The organism is Streptosporangium sp. OZ121, assembly GCF_051918885.1.
In the GTDB taxonomy this organism is placed as follows: Bacteria; Actinomycetota; Actinomycetes; order Streptosporangiales; family Streptosporangiaceae; genus Streptosporangium.
Genome location: NZ_JBPXMC010000006.1, coordinates 45,961 through 61,480, shown reverse-complemented (window position 1 = coordinate 61,480; position 15,520 = coordinate 45,961). Strand labels below are relative to the sequence as shown.

Annotated in this window: 13 protein-coding genes and 1 tRNA gene; 7 read left to right on the top strand and 7 right to left on the bottom strand. The window is 68.5% G+C overall.

Annotated features, from left to right (window positions below; all coding sequences use genetic code 11):
- Positions 1–16: 16 nt before the first annotated feature.
- The 4 genes from ACTOQ1_RS14095 to ACTOQ1_RS14080 all read right to left on the bottom strand — a co-directional run bounded on the left by ACTOQ1_RS14095 (position 17) and on the right by ACTOQ1_RS14080 (position 4,736).
- Positions 17–2,836 carry an ATP-binding protein gene (locus ACTOQ1_RS14095; RefSeq protein ID WP_440067240.1) on the bottom strand — a complete coding sequence of 940 codons (2,820 nt, stop codon included), beginning with the start codon at positions 2,834–2,836 and terminating at the stop codon, positions 17–19.
- Between the two features lie 421 nt (positions 2,837–3,257).
- Positions 3,258–3,458, bottom strand: a complete 201-nt coding sequence (locus tag ACTOQ1_RS14090) for a DUF397 domain-containing protein (RefSeq protein ID WP_440067239.1) — start codon at positions 3,456–3,458, stop codon at positions 3,258–3,260.
- Positions 3,445–4,290: a helix-turn-helix domain-containing protein gene (locus tag ACTOQ1_RS14085; protein ID WP_440067238.1), complete on the bottom strand. Its 846-nt coding sequence runs from the start codon at positions 4,288–4,290 to the stop codon at positions 3,445–3,447. Before ACTOQ1_RS14085 ends, ACTOQ1_RS14090 begins: the two co-directional genes overlap by 14 nt.
- A 167-nt stretch (positions 4,291–4,457) precedes the next feature.
- Positions 4,458–4,736 (bottom strand): GntR family transcriptional regulator, encoded by a 279-nt coding sequence (locus tag ACTOQ1_RS14080; RefSeq protein ID WP_440067236.1) that lies wholly within the window; start codon positions 4,734–4,736, stop codon positions 4,458–4,460.
- A gap of 870 nt (positions 4,737–5,606) precedes the next feature.
- Between ACTOQ1_RS14080 and ACTOQ1_RS14075 the strand changes: the two genes are divergently transcribed.
- The 5 genes from ACTOQ1_RS14075 to ACTOQ1_RS14055 all read left to right on the top strand — a co-directional run bounded on the left by ACTOQ1_RS14075 (position 5,607) and on the right by ACTOQ1_RS14055 (position 10,336).
- Entirely contained in the window at positions 5,607–5,948 is a 342-nt protein-coding gene (locus ACTOQ1_RS14075) for a hypothetical protein (RefSeq protein ID WP_440067235.1), read from the top strand.
- Positions 5,945–6,265, top strand: a complete 321-nt coding sequence (locus tag ACTOQ1_RS14070; protein WP_440067233.1) for a hypothetical protein — start codon at positions 5,945–5,947, stop codon at positions 6,263–6,265. The genes ACTOQ1_RS14075 and ACTOQ1_RS14070 overlap by 4 nt, the downstream gene beginning before the upstream one ends.
- A 173-nt stretch (positions 6,266–6,438) precedes the next feature.
- Positions 6,439–6,633, top strand: a complete 195-nt coding sequence (locus tag ACTOQ1_RS14065) for a hypothetical protein (RefSeq protein WP_440067609.1) — start codon at positions 6,439–6,441, stop codon at positions 6,631–6,633.
- A 224-nt stretch (positions 6,634–6,857) separates the two neighbouring features.
- A complete protein-coding gene (locus tag ACTOQ1_RS14060; RefSeq protein WP_440067231.1) occupies positions 6,858–7,604 on the top strand; it encodes a hypothetical protein in 747 nt (248 codons plus the stop codon).
- The gene (locus ACTOQ1_RS14055; RefSeq protein WP_440067230.1) at positions 7,598–10,336 is read left to right on the top strand and encodes an outer membrane protein assembly factor BamB family protein; all 2,739 of its coding nucleotides are present in this window, start codon (positions 7,598–7,600) and stop codon (positions 10,334–10,336) included. The genes ACTOQ1_RS14060 and ACTOQ1_RS14055 overlap by 7 nt, the downstream gene beginning before the upstream one ends.
- A gap of 143 nt (positions 10,337–10,479) precedes the next feature.
- Here ACTOQ1_RS14055 and ACTOQ1_RS14050 read toward each other — a convergent pair whose 3' ends face one another.
- Genes ACTOQ1_RS14050 through ACTOQ1_RS14040 form a run of 3 tightly spaced genes read right to left on the bottom strand, consistent with a single transcriptional unit; the run spans position 10,480 to position 13,335 of the window.
- Positions 10,480–10,782: a hypothetical protein gene (locus ACTOQ1_RS14050; protein WP_440067228.1), complete on the bottom strand. Its 303-nt coding sequence runs from the start codon at positions 10,780–10,782 to the stop codon at positions 10,480–10,482.
- Between the two features lie 4 nt (positions 10,783–10,786).
- Positions 10,787–11,356, bottom strand: coding sequence for a hypothetical protein (locus ACTOQ1_RS14045; RefSeq protein ID WP_440067226.1), 570 nt, complete (start codon positions 11,354–11,356; stop codon positions 10,787–10,789).
- Positions 11,357–11,382: 26 nt separating this feature from the next.
- Positions 11,383–13,335, bottom strand: coding sequence for a hypothetical protein (locus ACTOQ1_RS14040; protein ID WP_440067224.1), 1,953 nt, complete (start codon positions 13,333–13,335; stop codon positions 11,383–11,385).
- A gap of 887 nt (positions 13,336–14,222) precedes the next feature.
- On the opposite strand from ACTOQ1_RS14040, the gene ACTOQ1_RS14035 reads away from it, so the two are divergent.
- Both ACTOQ1_RS14035 and ACTOQ1_RS14030 read left to right on the top strand, forming a co-directional pair.
- On the top strand, positions 14,223–14,918 hold the full coding sequence (locus ACTOQ1_RS14035; RefSeq protein ID WP_440067222.1) for a C40 family peptidase: 696 nt from the start codon (positions 14,223–14,225) through the stop codon (positions 14,916–14,918).
- Positions 14,919–15,341: 423 nt separating this feature from the next.
- Positions 15,342–15,416: transfer RNA gene (locus ACTOQ1_RS14030), tRNA-Arg, on the top strand.
- Positions 15,417–15,520: the final 104 nt, after the last annotated feature.

Here is a 15,520-nt window from a genome sequence, read left to right as displayed (position 1 = left end):
TACGCGTCCGTGCCGACTACTGATGTTGGCCGGGCGCGTACGTACGCAACCGGGTCCGGTCGGCCGCGCCGGTCTTGGCCAGAAGCCGGCTGACGTGGGTTTCGACCGTGCGCACGGACAGGTGCAGCCGTGCTGCGATCTGCGCGTTGCCCAGCCCCTCGGCCACCAGGGCGAGCACCTCGGCCTCCCTGCCGGTGACCCCGGCGGCGCGTAGCCGGGGCGGCACGGTCGTGCCCCTGCTGCGGCGGGACGGCGCACCTGCCCGCCTCAGCAGGTCCCGGCACTGCCGTGCCGGCGCCTCGTCACCGTTGAGCTCGTGCCAGGCCAGGTCGGCGCGCAGTCCGGGTACGGGATCGCCCCATCCCTCGCTCACCGCCGCAGTCCACACCGGCAGCCGCAGCAGTCGATGCCACCACGGATGCTCCTCAAGCGCAGCGTCCCCGCGGGCCAGCACCCGCATCGACTCCTCCGCGCTGCCCTCGCGCCCCGCGGCGACGGCGTCGGCATAGAGCAGCGCGCCCCGGTTGACCCGCCGGCGGCCCGCCCGGGCGCGGTGGAACACCGCGCGGGCGTCCTGCGGCTCGTGACCGGTCACTTCGCGCAGCAGCAACCACAGCCCCCACCAGTGGGTGGGGGCCGCCGAGGCGTGACCGGCCAGGATCGCGGCGCCGTCATCCGCCCGCGTGGCCGCGCCCGGCAGGTCTCCGGTCACCACTGAGCAGATCGCGCGTACCAGGTCAAGGCCTGCTCGCACCTCCCGAGGCGCGTTGGGTCGGGCTCCGGCCCGGCGCAGCCATCGCTCCGCGCCGTCGCGGTCTCCGGCGCCTGCGCGGGCGGCGGCGACGAACAGCTCGGCGACCGCCTGGACGCTCGTCAGCCGAAGCCGTGCCGACAGTTCGGCGCAGCCGCGGGCCACCGGCTCACCCGCGCGGGGACCGTGCGCCACCAGCGCCAGGTCGGCCACCAGCAGGTCGATCGACGCCAGCTGCCCCAGCAGCCCGGCGGACTCGGCGATCTCGCGGGCCTCGGCCAGCGCGGGCGGGTCCGGCTGGCCACGCTGAACGGCGGCCAGGTGGAAAAGGGCGGACACGCGCAGCGGGGTCAGGCCGCGCTCGGCGGCCACCTGCACCGCCCGCCCGAACGCCACCCGCGCCGCAGCCGCATCACGATGGGCCAGGCAGCGCCCCTGCACCAGCAGCGCCCCCGCCAGAGACTCGCCGTCACCTGCGCGCTCGGCCTCGCGGACCGCGTCGGCGGCGAGGGAGCCGGCGCGGTGCGGATCCCCCTCCCCGTAGGCGGCGTCGGCCCGCACGATGGCGAAACGCGGATCGTGCGGCCGGCCGGCTCGCTCGGCGTACTCGATCGCCGCCGCCCGGCGTCCGCCCACCACGCAGCCACGGGCCAGCTGCAGGCACAGCTCGACGTACTCGTCCCCGGTCGCGGTGCCGATGGCCTGTTCCCCGATACGCAACGCCGCTTCCACCTCGCCGGCCAGCGTCAGCAGCCGGACCTGCTCGATGGCCCACGCGGTGCGGATCGCACCGGCGGCCTCCACCCGGGCCAGCAGCGCCCGCGCGCTGCGTAACGCCCCTCGGGCGAGATCGTGGCGGGCCAGCCGGAGCAGGATCCGGCCGGCCCGCTCACGCTCTCCCACCGCGGCCAGCAGTTCTGTGGCCCGTACGTCAGCCTCGCCAACGCCGCCGCCGTCAAGCAGATCCGCGGCGCGCCGTGCTATCGCGGCCCGCTCCGGCGGCAGCAATCCCGCCAGCACCGCCTCCCGGGTGAGCGCGTGCCGCCAGGTCAGCTCCTCGGCCTCGGCCCGCAGCAGATGCGCGTGGGTGGCGGCGCGCAGGCCCGCCAGCAACACCGCCTCGTCCACTCGCGCCACCGAGGCCACCACGTCCCAGCCCAGGTCGACCCCCACCACCGCGGCTACGTGCAGCAACCGGCGGTGCTCACCGGCCAGGGCCGCCATCCGCTCACCGACGAGCGCCCGCAACGTCGGCGGCACCGCGATGTCGTTCAACGCCTCCCGCGGGGCGGCCAGATCCACGCCCGTCTCGCGCAGCCCCGCCGTCAGCTCCTCCACCAGCAGCGGCAGCCCGTCGCAGCGCTCCACCACGAACGAGGCGGTCGCCGCCGCGAGCGGCACACCGGCCCGATCGCCGGCCAGCTCGGCCACCTGGGCCGCGTCCAACCGAGCCGGCCGCAGCACCCGCACGCCCGGCCGCCGGCCGATCCGCTCGATCTGATCGGCGGTACGCGGTTCCTCACGCGCCGCCCCACAGATCATGATCCGCTGGTCGACCACCTGGTCGACCAGGTATTCCAGGACCGCGAGCGTGTCGAGGTCTGCCCAGTGCAGGTCATCCAGAACCAGCAGGCAGCCGCGTCCGGCGCCGACCACGCGCAGCAGCCGCAGCACGCCCTCCCCCACCACCACGGCGGGATCCACCATCGTGTCGGCCTTCTCGGCATCGCCGGCCGACCCGAAATCGGGAATGATCCGCCCCAGCGCCGCCCGATACGGCCGCAGCTCGGCGTCCCCCGCGAGCGCGGCGTCCCGCAACCGCCCGACCAACGCGGTGGCCAGTGCCCGGTACGTGCCCCCCGCCAGCACCGCCCGGCCCGTCAGCACCTCCATGCCCGCCGCCGACGCCCGGACCGACGCCTCCGCCAGCAACCGCGATTTGCCGATGCCCGCCTCGCCGACGATCATCACGGCCGCACCACGGCCATCGGCCGAAGCCGCGACGAGCTCCTCGATCACCGCGATGTCCGTGGCCCGCCCCACGATCCGCTCCCCTGGCGGCTCCATCAATCCCACCAACTCCATATCTCCCTACCGCGAGCCCTGGATCACCTGGGTTGACGGCGGACAAAACCGATGCGAGGCACCCGTTCACCGTAAGACGGAAGAGAGCGTAGGGAACCTTCATGTGATCCTGCCGTGTTCGGCGCGCGTAAGCCCGGTGGCCTTCTCGCCCAAGACGCCGAACCTCTGGATCAAGTCCCTCCGCCCGGGCCGATGCCACCAGCCCCAGGTAACGAGAAAGACCAGGTCAGAGCCTCCTGGAAGCCTTGATCAAGACGCGAGGCCATGACATTCCGCAGCCGTCTGGGACACCGGTCTTCTCACGGGGCCGATGAACGGTCACAACGCGGCCCAGGCTCTCCGTCAGCTGATCCTCGGCTCGTGTTGTCGCGCGGCCAGACCGCTTCGCAGCGGTTCTGGCCGCGCGGCACCCGTGGCCGGGTCAGATTTCTCCGTTGCGGAGGCCTGTCAGGAAGGTGTTCCAGGCAGTGGGGGAGAAGGTCAGCGCGGGGCCGGCTGGGTCCTTGCTGTCGCGGACGGCGACGAGACCGGGCAGGTTGGTGGCGACCTCTACGCAGTCGTTGCCGCCGCCGCTGAGGCTGGACTTGCGGAACTCGGCACCGGACAGGTCAGGGGAGATCATGGCTGCTCCTCACCGCGGCTATGAATGCCGCAGAATCCTCGGGGGACAGGCAGACGTCGCGAAGGCGCTCAAACTTTAGGGTAAGTCGGAGCACCTGGTCGGCCGCTTCGACGTAAACGTCTCCGCTGGAGCATTCGGTATAGCCCACTTCCGGGTCCTCGTCGCCGAAACCCAGCACGGAGAAGGCGCCTTCCAGGCCACTGTGTGCGCCGACTGCAGTGGGGAGGACCTGGATCGTGATGCTGGGCCAATCGGAGACCTGGAGGATGTTGTTGAGCTGGCGGGCCATGAGGCTAGGCGATCCGACCGGACGACGTAGCGCGGCCTCGTCTATGAGGGCGTGCAGCGTTGGCGCACCTGGTCCGAGCAGGTTGATTTTCCGGGTCATGCGGGCGCTGACGTGCCGGTCGAGCTGGGTTTCGGTCAGCTCGGGCCTCGCTGCACGGATGACCTCATAGGCGTACTCTTCGCTCTGGAGCAGGCCCGGGATCAGGATCGGCTCCCACTTGCGGATAGTCGCCGCCTCGGTTTCGAGCGCGATGTAATAGCCGGTGAAGACATCCGAGTAGGCGGTCCACCAGCCACGTACGGCGGCGTCCTTGCAGAGCTGGATCAGCTCGGTCTTCGTCGCGAAGTCCGAGCGGTACAGGTCACAGGCGTTGGCGACGTCCGAGGGGGTCACTGTGATCCGTGCGTTCTCAACCCTGTTGAGCTTGGATCGGCTCCACCCAAGCGGGCGAGCTGCCGCCTCGGGCGTGAGCTCGGCTTGCTCCCGAAGTCGTCGTAGTTCACGGCCCAGACGACGCTGCCGGACTGTGGGGCTCTTCGTCATGCCGCTCAGTGTGCTAGGGATCCGGTAAAAAATCTATACGCACAGCGCTTGCGTGCTCGCGCAGTGTAACTACATGATGGCTCGACAGCATCGCTACTTTGAATGGGGTGTCGTGGCGCTAGACCGCCGCTCCGTGAGCGGAGTCGACCATGGTAGTTGAGTCTCTGTTAGGACTTCGCGGTTCGCGTGCCTCGAGGAGGCTCTTTCCTGCTGTGCTCCGGGGGCAACACGAAGGTTCCGAGGCTGGGGACGAGCTTCACGAGCCCCAGGTCGTGCAAGTATCGGAGGACGTGGCGAGCAGTGTTGTTTCCAACGTGGTAGTCGCCCATGATCGCCACGATGCTCGGGACCTTGTGGCCGGGCGGCCACTTGCCGCTGTGGATGTGCTGCTCAAACGTCTCGGCGATCTGCTCCCACTTAGGTCGGCCAGGCTCGAAATCGATCATGTTAGCGACCATATTTGTTACCAGCATGCCTGGGCGATATCGGGCACGCCTAGACGTGCCTAAGCGTGCATGGACACGCATGGACATGCCCTATCCATGGGACGTCCGCTTTAACTGCCCGCTAACAAACGGACCCGCCCGACGATGCAAGCGTCTGGACGGGTCCTTGACCAGGAAGTGAGTCCTGATCCGTGAGCAACCCTAGTGCTCCCGTTCTTGACAGACAGGCGGTCGGTGGCTGCGGCTGTTTCGCCGAGGTGCCGCCCATGCCGATGGGGTGTGCCACCTGCGGGCATGCCCCCTACGCGCACGGCTGTCCCGATCGGCCCGCCGATCACGAGTACGTCCAGCCTTCCGGCGACCTGCTGGACATCCGGCTGCGGGCCCGTCGTACCGGAGACCGTTCCCTGTCGTTCTTCGAGCCTGCCCCCCGTGGCCCCGGCCGGTGCGATCCCCGCGCAGCGGCCCGCCGAGGTGGTCGCGCCGGTATCCGTTCAGCGGTGTGCCGGGTCGGCCACGGCCGAGGGGATTCCGGCGACAACCGGGCAGCGTCGTCCCGGGCGGAGCGTGGCCGTCGAGCCGCCCGTACCGGCGTCGTCGCTTGGGCGGATGCCCTGTCGCCCGCGCCCGGCATCGCCGCCGGGGGCCGCTCTCACCGGGCCGCACTGGCTCGGAGGCGGACACCACCTCGTGTCCCGCTCCGGGCGAAGAACCACCTGCGCACCGAACCGCTCGGCGGTCACCCCATCTTCGTACCGGTCACCCGACCGGTACGGCGTACCCCTCCAGATTTTTCCCTGCTCAACAGAGCGGGCCCGTCCCACGCTGCAAACGACCGGACGGGCCCTTGATCGGATCGAGGTCCAATCAGTGAGAGATGGTAGTTCCACCCACCCGGAGCCCACCAGCCCCAACGCGACGATTCCCGGCTGGCGGTTGATCCTCAGCGACGCCGGACGGCTGTGGGCCAGCCGGGAGCGGCCCTTCTCCCCGGTGGCCACTCAGGCCGGGGCAGAGCGGACTGTCGACGCCGACAACCTGGAGGCGTTGCGGGCCGAGACCGACCGGCAGGAGACTTTCGCCCGCGAGGCGGACGAGCAGATGGCACGCGAACAGGAGACGTGGGAGGCTCCTGCCCCGGAAGAGCGGGAACGGAAGACGCGAAAGCGGGAGACGTCGGAGCGGGAGCAGAGCGGGCAGGTGATCTCATGATCCGCCGCTGTCTGGCCGCCGCCCGGGGCCGTCACCGCGACGGCCAGGCCGTTGCCCAGGTCCCGCGCTACACCTGGGACCACGAGGCACGGGCCGAGGCCGCGATGCTGGAGATCACCTGGCCGGGATGGTCGGTGCTGTACGGCACCGGCAGCCGTCTCTTCCACGCCATCGCCACCTGGCCCACCCCCGAACCGCTGATCATCTGTGACCGGACCGTCGACGGGTTGAAGACCCAGATGCGCGAGGCCGAGATGTCCGCGCTCCTGCACCGCTGGGCACTCACCTCCGGCTCGGTCAGGAGCGGCCACTTCTGACGAGCTTCTGAGGAGCGGGCACGGCGGCCCCATCCCTTCCCCGGTCCGGGGTCGCCGTCCCGTCCAGGACGTACCGTCCGAAGGCGAGAGATCGCCGTATGGAAGCCGTGTGGAAGCCGTATGGAACAGGCCCGGCAGGAACTCAAGAGCGCTGAGAGTGAACTCGCCCTCCGCTGTACGCGTGCGTCGAGCTGAGCGTGTCGGACAACGACTTCTTCGAGCGCAGAGCGATCAGGTGGACGTCGCGCGAACACGCCAAGACTAATCCCGGCGAGGTCATTGGGCGTGTAGAGGCGAAGGGGATTTCGGGCCTGAGCCGCCGCGAGACACTCGAGAACTCGCCCGTAGCACAGGAAATTCCTCGATAACTCAACACTGTGGCCGTCCAGCACTATATAGCTGTGTAGCGCAGGGGAGTCAGCTGCCGTTCGCCGTTCATAGGGGGCGTCTCATGGCCAAAGCGCGCCAGAACAGGCGTGCCAAACCCAGTCGAGCCAATGCGGCTCCCGCCCCTCGGGCCGAGGAGGCCGAGCCGGCCGGGCCCGGGCGATGGAAAGCCATGTGGACGTGGCTGGCGGGAATCCTCAGCGCTGTGATCATCGCAGTAATCGGTGTCGTGTTCACCGCTTGGTTCAACGCACGCGGACCCGACGCGGTCGACCGGATCAGCGGGGAGCCTCCGATCAAGGTCGGCCACGTGGCCGTCGACTACTCCACGCAGGACACCGCCCTGAGGGAGCCGGTGACCGATCCTGGAGAACGAGCGGTTCTGCTGAGCAGCACGTCCGGCTCGCGCCATGACGCCGTCATGGCACGCCATCACCGGGCCCCCCTCGAAAAGACGGACGTCACCGTCGTCCTCATCGGGAACCGCAGCAGCCTGCGCATTGTCGACATCAAGCCGCGCGTCCTCGACCGCAAGCCGGTCTCGGACGGCGCGCTGCTGGTCTACACCCCCGCCGGAGAGGTCAATACCATCGAACTCTCCGCCGATCTCGATGAGCCGGCTCCCCGCTTTGCTACCGCCAAGGACCTGGATACCTCGTATTTCAGAAAGAAGCAGATAGACCTGAAACGGGGTGAGCGGGTCACGCTCTCCATGTCGGTCAAGGGCACGGCGGCGTACTACGAGTTCGATCTCCTGGTCACCGTGCTCGCGGAGGACCGAACCGAGCAAATTACGATCGAGGGCCCGGACAAGAACCCGTTCCGGGTAACCGGCACTGCCGACGCCTACCGCACCTATTACGCCGTCTCGCCGCTCCGTGGCTGGCAGCCGATCTCTAGTGGCCAGGCGTGCTTGATCGAGCGGAAGATCCAAAAGAGCAAAGGGTGCTGACCGTGCACGGGCGCCGCTCGGTCGCGGTCCTGTTCGCGGTGGTCCTGACGGCCTGCTCGACCGCGGTGGCGGACGCTCCGCGGCTCCCGCTCGTGCCCGTCGAGTGGCGTGCGGTGTGGTCGGTGCCTGCGGACGCCGACACCGGTGAGTCGTTCTTCGAGACTCCGCGCTACGCCGTGTCCGACCACGCGGTCGCCGTGGCGACGCGCCAGGACACCGTGCGGATCCACGATCCGCGCACAGGTGAGCTCCGGCGTACCATCCCCGCCGACCCGGCTCTCACCGCGCCCATCACCGGCGTGTGGATCGCGGCGGACACGCTGGTCGTGTCGAGAGGAACGCCGGACGTCGTCGACCACGCCCTGAACGGCCATGACCTGACCACGGGCGCTGCGCTGTGGCGGCGCACGATCGCCGTCTCCAGCGATCGCTCCGGGACGGAAGGCATCGGTGTGTACCGGGGCCCGCAGATCATGGTGACCGAGCGCGGCATCGTGGTGTTCGAGCGACCGGCTGAGCCCTTCGACATCCATGCCCTTGACCTCCGGACCGGGGCGACCACGGCACGGATGACGTATCCGCGAGGCTGCCACCTGCGAAGCGCGGCAACCGCCCGATCGGTGGCGCTGCTCAGCTCTTGCGCGGGAGATGAGCAGCGGCTCACCTCGATGGACCCGCGCACACTGCGGAACGGTTGGACGCATCCGCTGTCGTCATCCCCCTCGCCACCGGGCGAAGACGCTGCGATTCGCGTTACGGCCAATGCGGAAGGATACGTTCACGCCTCGGTGGGGAACGATGATTTCTTCTACAGGACGGACGGCCGCCTGCTGTCCACCGGTCCGGAAGCTGTGGGGGTCATGAACCCGAGCAGTTGGAGCCCGCCCTTGTTCGCCGGCTCGTACTCCGCGGCAGCCGACCCTGGCGGGGGCCTCCCGGGAAACGAATGGCCGTTGCCCGCCTACCTGTTCTCCGTTGACCCCGGCACCGGACAGCTCGGCGGATTGCCGCTCGACATGCCCCACCATCGTGTGTCCCTTGTCGGGTCGATCAGGGGTATGGCCTTCGTGCACAGCGATGTCCCCGGTGACGGCCGGATCACCGCGTACAAGCTGATCTACGGACTTTCGCGCGAGCCTGCCCGCTTCGACGGTGTCCCGGCGAGCGCCTGGCCGGATGCCTGCGCCCTGCTTACCGGCCATGATCTGTCCGTCCTCGCGGACGGCTACCGCGCGGTTCCCAGAGCGGGCGATGTGGCGGGAACGGCGCCGCCGAAGCCGACGAAATGCGACTGGATACCGCTCACGGACGATGGCGCCGTCGTCTCGCTCTCCGTGGAATGGGTGTCCTCGTCGAACGCCGGCGCGCGAAAGCTGTTCACCGCCGAGGTCGGCGCCCTTAAAAAGGCCAACGCCTTCGATCCCACCACTGAGAGCCCGGGCTTCCTCTCCTATACCGTGGCCGAGACGAACGGGTTCTATGGCGCGACGATCATCAACGTGGGCCCCGTCATCGTCCGGCTGAGCTCGCTCTCCCGACAGGCGGTGCGGCTCATCTCCCCGTCGCTGCAGGGCAATCTGCTCGCACGTCATCAGCCAGGCGTCCGCGCTCCCGGCCCCGCGCGCGAGAGCGGCTGGAACCATCCGACCGACGCGGTCGTCTACGCCGAGCCGGTGGTGGTCGACGGTGTCGTCTACGCCACGAGTCGCGATGGCACGGTGTCCGCGCTGGACGCCGCCACCGGCGCGATGCGGTGGCGTTTCCAGACGGGTGGTCCCCTGCTGCTCGATCACATGGTGATGGATGGCACCGTGTTCGCGGCGAACACTTCCGGCAGGCTGGTCGCGCTGGACGCCGCCACCGGCCGCATGAGGTGGAGCCGCAGGATCGATGCGATCAGCGACCTCGTGGTCGCAGCCGGCCGCCTCTACGTCTGGACCAGGAAGTCCCCGTCTTCGATGAATGCCGAGGTCGTCGCACTGAACGGCGCCTCCGGCAAGAGGCTGTGGAGCTTCCAGCCGAAGGGCTATGTCGTCAACCCCGACCCCGTGCTGGTCGGCGAAGTCGTCCATGTCGGCAGCGACCATGGCATGGTGTACGCGCTGGACGCCGCCTCGGGAGCCCAGAAGTGGCGCTTCCGGGTTGGCGGAGGACGAGATCACACTCATCTGGTGCGAGCCGGGGGGGTCGTCTATGCCGCGAGCCCCGATGGCAAGGTGCATGCGCTGGAAGGCTCCTCAGGGAAAGTCCGATGGAGCTCAGGGATCGACGGTCTTGTCGATTTCCGTCCGGTGGTGGCCGGCGGGGCCGTGTACCTCGACAACAAGGACGGCACGATATACGCACTGGACGCCGGCTCCGGTACGCGGCTGTGGAGCTTCCAGACCGAGGGCGACAGGCCCGGCTTCCGGTGGGACATCGCGGTGGCCCAGGGACTCGTATACGCCGGCGACGACGGCAGGCTGTACGCGCTCGACGCCGCCACCGGCACGGTGCGATGGAGTTTCTCGTTGGGTAAGGGCTTCACCTCCGGCCCCGTGGCGGAAGGCGGGACCATTTACGTCGGACACGACGGGGGAACGCTTCACGCGCTCGACGCCGCCACCGGCACGGTGCGATGGAGCTTTCAGACCGGCGGCACCATCGAAACCAGACCTGTCGTGACAGGTGGCTTCGTGTACGTCGGCAGTGCGAACGGCAACGTGTACGCATTGCCCGCGGCAGGCGGCTAGATCTTGAGGGACTCAGAACCAGTCCTCTCACCAGGCGCGGTTACGGCCCACGTCGAGCCCGCGCACCCGATCTGGTTCCGCGGTGGCGAGTCAGCGGGTTGCGGCTCGGTTGCGGAACCGTTCCCGGAGCTTTTTGGGCCTCGTCAGGGGATGCCGTACCGCTGCTTGATTGTTTTGGCCTCCTCCTCGCTCACCTGGCGAGGGGTGATGGCCAGGGTCCTTCGCAGGTCGGAGATGATCTTCTCGCCCGCGCCCCGGACCCGGGTGCGGTGCTGGACGAGCTGGGCGTCGAACTTCTTGGCGGCCGGTCCCGTCCATACCGTGCCCTCGTGGAAGTCCCGAAACGGGGTCTCGATGCCGCTCTCGATCTCCTGGACCAGCGGCTCGACCGTTCGGAGGGCATCCCCCAACGCCGCGTGGAGCGGATTGGGCACCAGCTCGGCCATGGGGTCAGTCCTTCTTGGGGGTGGGGGAGGGGGTCTTCGGTGTTGGGGACGGCGCGCTGGCATCGGTGAGAAGCTTCGGCGCGATCAGCTTCATCAACGCCAGCACATCGGCGGCGTTGTCCCGTCCCTCGGCACCGATCTCCATCTGGATGCTTATCTCAGCTTTGCCGCGTACAAGCAGCGCGTATGCGTCGTTGGTTTCGCTGTCCGAGGGCTTGAAGTAAGAGCCGATAACCCCGGGAAGTATCTCTGGTAACGGCAAGGCGCCATCTTCTATCTGCTCCTCAACCACCCCTGGGTATCCTCCCGGCGTAAGATTGATCAACAGCACCTTCAGCCGCTCGCCCTCTTTCTGATAGATCGCGCAACTCCCGTCCCCCAGACCTCCCGCACTCGTAAGGTCGAAGAAGCCACGTACCAGTGGATCGCGTACCCCGGTCATCAACTCCACCGCCCTTAACGGGATGTGCTCACAGAGGTACGGAGGTGCGGCCGCCGTCGGCATCGGACTGCGATCGACCGGCACCTCATCGTTCTGACAGGCCGTTAACGTGACTAGGACGCAGGTCAGCACAGTAGCTACGGTGAACACTCTTCGCATCACGAGCCGTACTGAGCGAAGCCGTTGGTAAATCCCTGGTGCAGACGACTCTCCACATCCAGCCAGGGTTTTCCTGCCGGGCCTCCATAGAGCCAGCGGTCGTAGGCCTCGACCCGCCGATACTTGTCGGTGCTGTTGGTAGCCGTTTTGTCGATCATCTCGTCCATGGTCATGAGGGTGCGGCCGTCGTCCTTGAGGAAGTTGTTGGGGCTGTCGCGGGGGTCGTCCCCCTTCTCCAGACCCTCCAGGGTGGCCCAGGGATGGTTTCGGGCGGCGGGCTCGGCGGAGCCGAAGAGCCCGTTTTTGAGCATGGCCTGAGCGGCGAGATCGTGCACGAGCCCTCGGGTCTTGTCGACGGCGGCATTAGCGTCAACGCGGGCGTTGTCCTCCTCCCTCCCTTTGGCTATCTCTTCCGCCATTCCGGTCCAGGCTCCGATGACACCGGTGGTAATCGGCCATGTCCCCGACTGGGGCAAGGCGAGACCGGTATTGACCCCCGCTATGAGCATCTTCATGTTGCGCTTCTGCGCCTCGTCCAGATCCTTGCCTTCTTCGATCTTCGCCAAGCCCGCCGCATCGGTGATCATTCCGAAGCCTGCCCCGACCACTTTTGCATTGGTCAGGAATGTTTCGCTGCCCCGTCCAGCGGCCATCTCAGCAGCACCGTGATTAAGGAGTAAGCCCGTGAACGCCGTTTGAGCGGCCAGAACAGGAGCGAATGCCTTGGTGTCTGTGAACGCCTCTTTCATCACCTGGCGTAGTTCTCCCGTGTTGAACTCGGCGCCCCAGGGGTCAGGTCCCGGTGTGGCGAGGTTGTCGGCACTTCGCACGCCGAACGACTCGGGGTCGCGGCCTCGTTGAGCGATGTGGTTGATGTCGCTGATGTAGCCGGCCAGGATTCGGCCCGTCGAGGCCGCGTTCACCAAGGAATCGGAGAGCTTGCCGTCCTTGATCCGTACGGCTTCCAGGTGGACGGTCTCCGAGGCGAGCTTGGCTGACAGGAAGCCGCGTGAGGGGTTCTGCGGTGAGCCGTCGTGGTCGCGGAAGGTGAGCGTCGCTGCCTCCAGCGCCTTGCCCAGGGCCACGCCGTCGTCGCCGAGGCGCCGTTGGGTCAGGAAGCGTTTCAGCATGGTCGGGTCACCCGCGAAGAAGTCCTGGGCGGCCACCGGATCACGGCTGAGCCCTTCCAGCAGGGCCGCCATGACACGCGGATCCAACATCACCCTCCCGCGATCGGCGGCCTCGATCTTCCTTGCGGTGGCGAGGAGGAAGGCGGTGCTGAAGGTGCCGTGCTTGAGGGCCGCCGCCGTGGCGTAGCCCTTCTCCCAGCCGATGTAGCCGGTCGTCCGGCCGACTTCGAGGTCGGACAGAAGCTCCTTGTGCCAGGCGTCGCCCAGTCGGGGCGTCGCCGTGCCGAGGGTTTTTCCGAGGGCGGCCTGCAGGCGCTGTGCCTTCTTGTCGTCCTTGCGGTTCGCGGTCTTGACCATCAGTTCGCGAAATCTCGCCGTGCCCAGCGTGTTCATCAACGTGGCGGCGAACGTCGCGTCCCCCGTCCGCTTCTCCAGCCCTTTCAGGAGCTTCTCGTCGATCTCGCCGTCTTCGGCGGTCCTGCCGAGGCCGAGGGTCGCCGCGTAGACGTCCGGGTCCTGGCCGGCCTTGCCGTACAGCGTCTCGTCGAAGGCGGCCAGCCCACTGGGCGTCTTGGTGGCGGCGCCCCACTCGGTGAGTTTGGTGCTGATCGTCTCGTTGCGGCGTCGCAGGTCGGGGCGGCTGGTCTCGATCCAGCTTTGCATCTCGCGTAGCGCGCTCAGCCCTGAGGCGTCCAGGTCGAACCGTTGCAGGGTACGGCGGATCTGCGGTTCGTTGCGGCCGAGCGCGTCCTGTGCGCGGCCGAGCCCTCGCTCGAAGTCGTTCATCCGCTCGGGGTCGATCCCCGAATACTCGCCGTTCACGCTCCGCGCCGGAGCCGCCGGGGAGATCTGCGGCGCGGGGGAGGGTGCGGTGGGGGCCGGCTGAGCGGTGCCGGTCGGTGGGGCGGAGGGTCGCGGGTCAGGGGCAGCCTGGGGGGAGGGCGAGGGGGCGGGATACGGATGGGTCATGAGGACGCTGGACTCCAGCTCGGTCCGTGAAGGTGACAGCTCCAGCGAATATATTAATTTCAACCTGTCTATCTCGTAAAGATATTCATTGAAATAAGCATAATCGATAATTATGTCGCTTTGAAATAGGTGCTCACCTGGGCGTAAGTGCCTCAGCTCATCGGTCTGTGTCGCCATATGAGGGACTGCTTCAGGCCATCTCTGGATAGGTGGCGTTTGGGCTGGATGGTCCACGCGTTATCCACAGAATCGCGTTCGGCTCGTTGGCGATCACCCCATCCCGCCGATCCTGGGGCCTCGATCCTTCATCGAGCCCAAGGAGGGCGTGCGTGATCACGGCACTCGTCACCGTCACCATCCTCTCGGCGGCCATCGCGGGAAGCTCCCCGTTTCCCGCGCCCCGCCTGTCCCCGGAAGCCTGCGACGCCTGGGGCCGCCTCCTCTCCCTCTCCCCGGCAGCCCCGCCGGACGGCACCCCTCACTGGCTGCCGGAGGAGATCCGCGCCGCCCTCTCCGCCGCCTGCGAGCCACGGTCCCCGTTCTCGCCGGACGCGGGCGGCGGCCGATCGACGTCCTCATGGGGCTCCTTCCCGGCCCCGGCCACGGCCGCATTCCTAGCCCCGTCCCCATTCCTGGCCCCGCCCCCGCCCCTGGCTCCGGTCGGCGAATGGCCGCCCAAACCCTCGAAAGCGGACGACGAATGGGTGTTTGACTCTTCCGGTCCGGAGACGGGAGGGCCGGTGGAGCCCTCAGGCACCTCGGACGTGTGGGCCGGCTCGTCCTCTTTGGCGGAGCGGAGGGATCCCCGGGCCCTCTCCGTGCCGGAGTCCTCGCGGGCGGGCGCCAAGCGGTCGCAGCGCCCCTCTGAAGGGTGGAAAGCGCCCTCCGGCCGAGGATCGGTCTCTTCCCGAGGGAGAGCCTCCTCCCGGGGGAAGTCCTTACCCGGCGGGAGGGCGGTCTCTTCCCCGGGGAAGGCCTTCTCCGGCAGGCGGGCGGCACCTTCGCGAGAGAGGGCGCTGTCCTCGCGCGAAGGCGCCCTGGCCCTGCGGGGCCGGATCGCGGCCGCCACGGCGCTCCGCCAGGTCGGCAGGCCATACGTATGGGGCGGCGGTTCGAGCGCGGGCCCGACCGGTGGGGGCTTCGACTGCTCGGGGCTCGCCCTGCACGCCTGGGCCAAGGCCGGGGCCAGGCTCACCCACTACACCGGCACCCAGTTCAGGCAGGGCGGCCGGGTGCCCTTCTCCCGGCTGCGTCCGGGAGATCTCGTCTTCTTCGGCGGAGGCAGCGGAGACCCCACCCACGTGGGCGTCTACGTCAAAGACGGTGTCATGGTCCACGCCCCCAAGACCGGCGACGTCGTCAGGACGGCCGACTTCGCCGCCTCGCCCTACTACCTCTCCCGCTACCGAGGCGCCGTCCGCCCCACCCCGCGCTGACTCGCCCCACCCCGCGCTGACTCGCCCCACCCCGCGCTGACTCGCCCGACCCCGCGCTGACTCGCCCGACCCCGCGCTGACTCGCCCGACCCCGCGCTGACTCGCCCGACCCCGCGCTGACTCGCCCGACCCCGCGCTGACTCGCCCGACCCCGCGCTGACTCGCCCGACCCCGCGCTGACTCGCCCGACCCCGCGCACTCGCCTTGCCCCGCTGACCCGCCTCGCCTGGCGCCGTCTCGACCCCGTCCGGCGGCGCCCCGTCCCGCGCGGCGCGGGCCTGTGCCGCCCCGCCAACGCCCGGCCGTCTCGATGACCTCTCACCCTCGGCTCTCCCGCCGCCCCCGGGCCTGCTCCGGAGATCACTTGCTTCCCTAACCGAGTGTCGGTTTCCCTCAGGATGCTGGTAATGTAATCACGCGTTGGCCCCCTTAGCTCAGGGGATAGAGCACCGGCCTCCGGAGCCGGGAGCGCAAGTTCGAATCTTGCAGGGGGCACCAAGCCCTAGTCGGCGGATCCAGTCGCTGACCAGGCTGAACGACAGAGGAACGGGCGGGTCTCCAGTCTCACGGAGTCCCGCCCGTTCTCGTTTGCGCTCATTGGC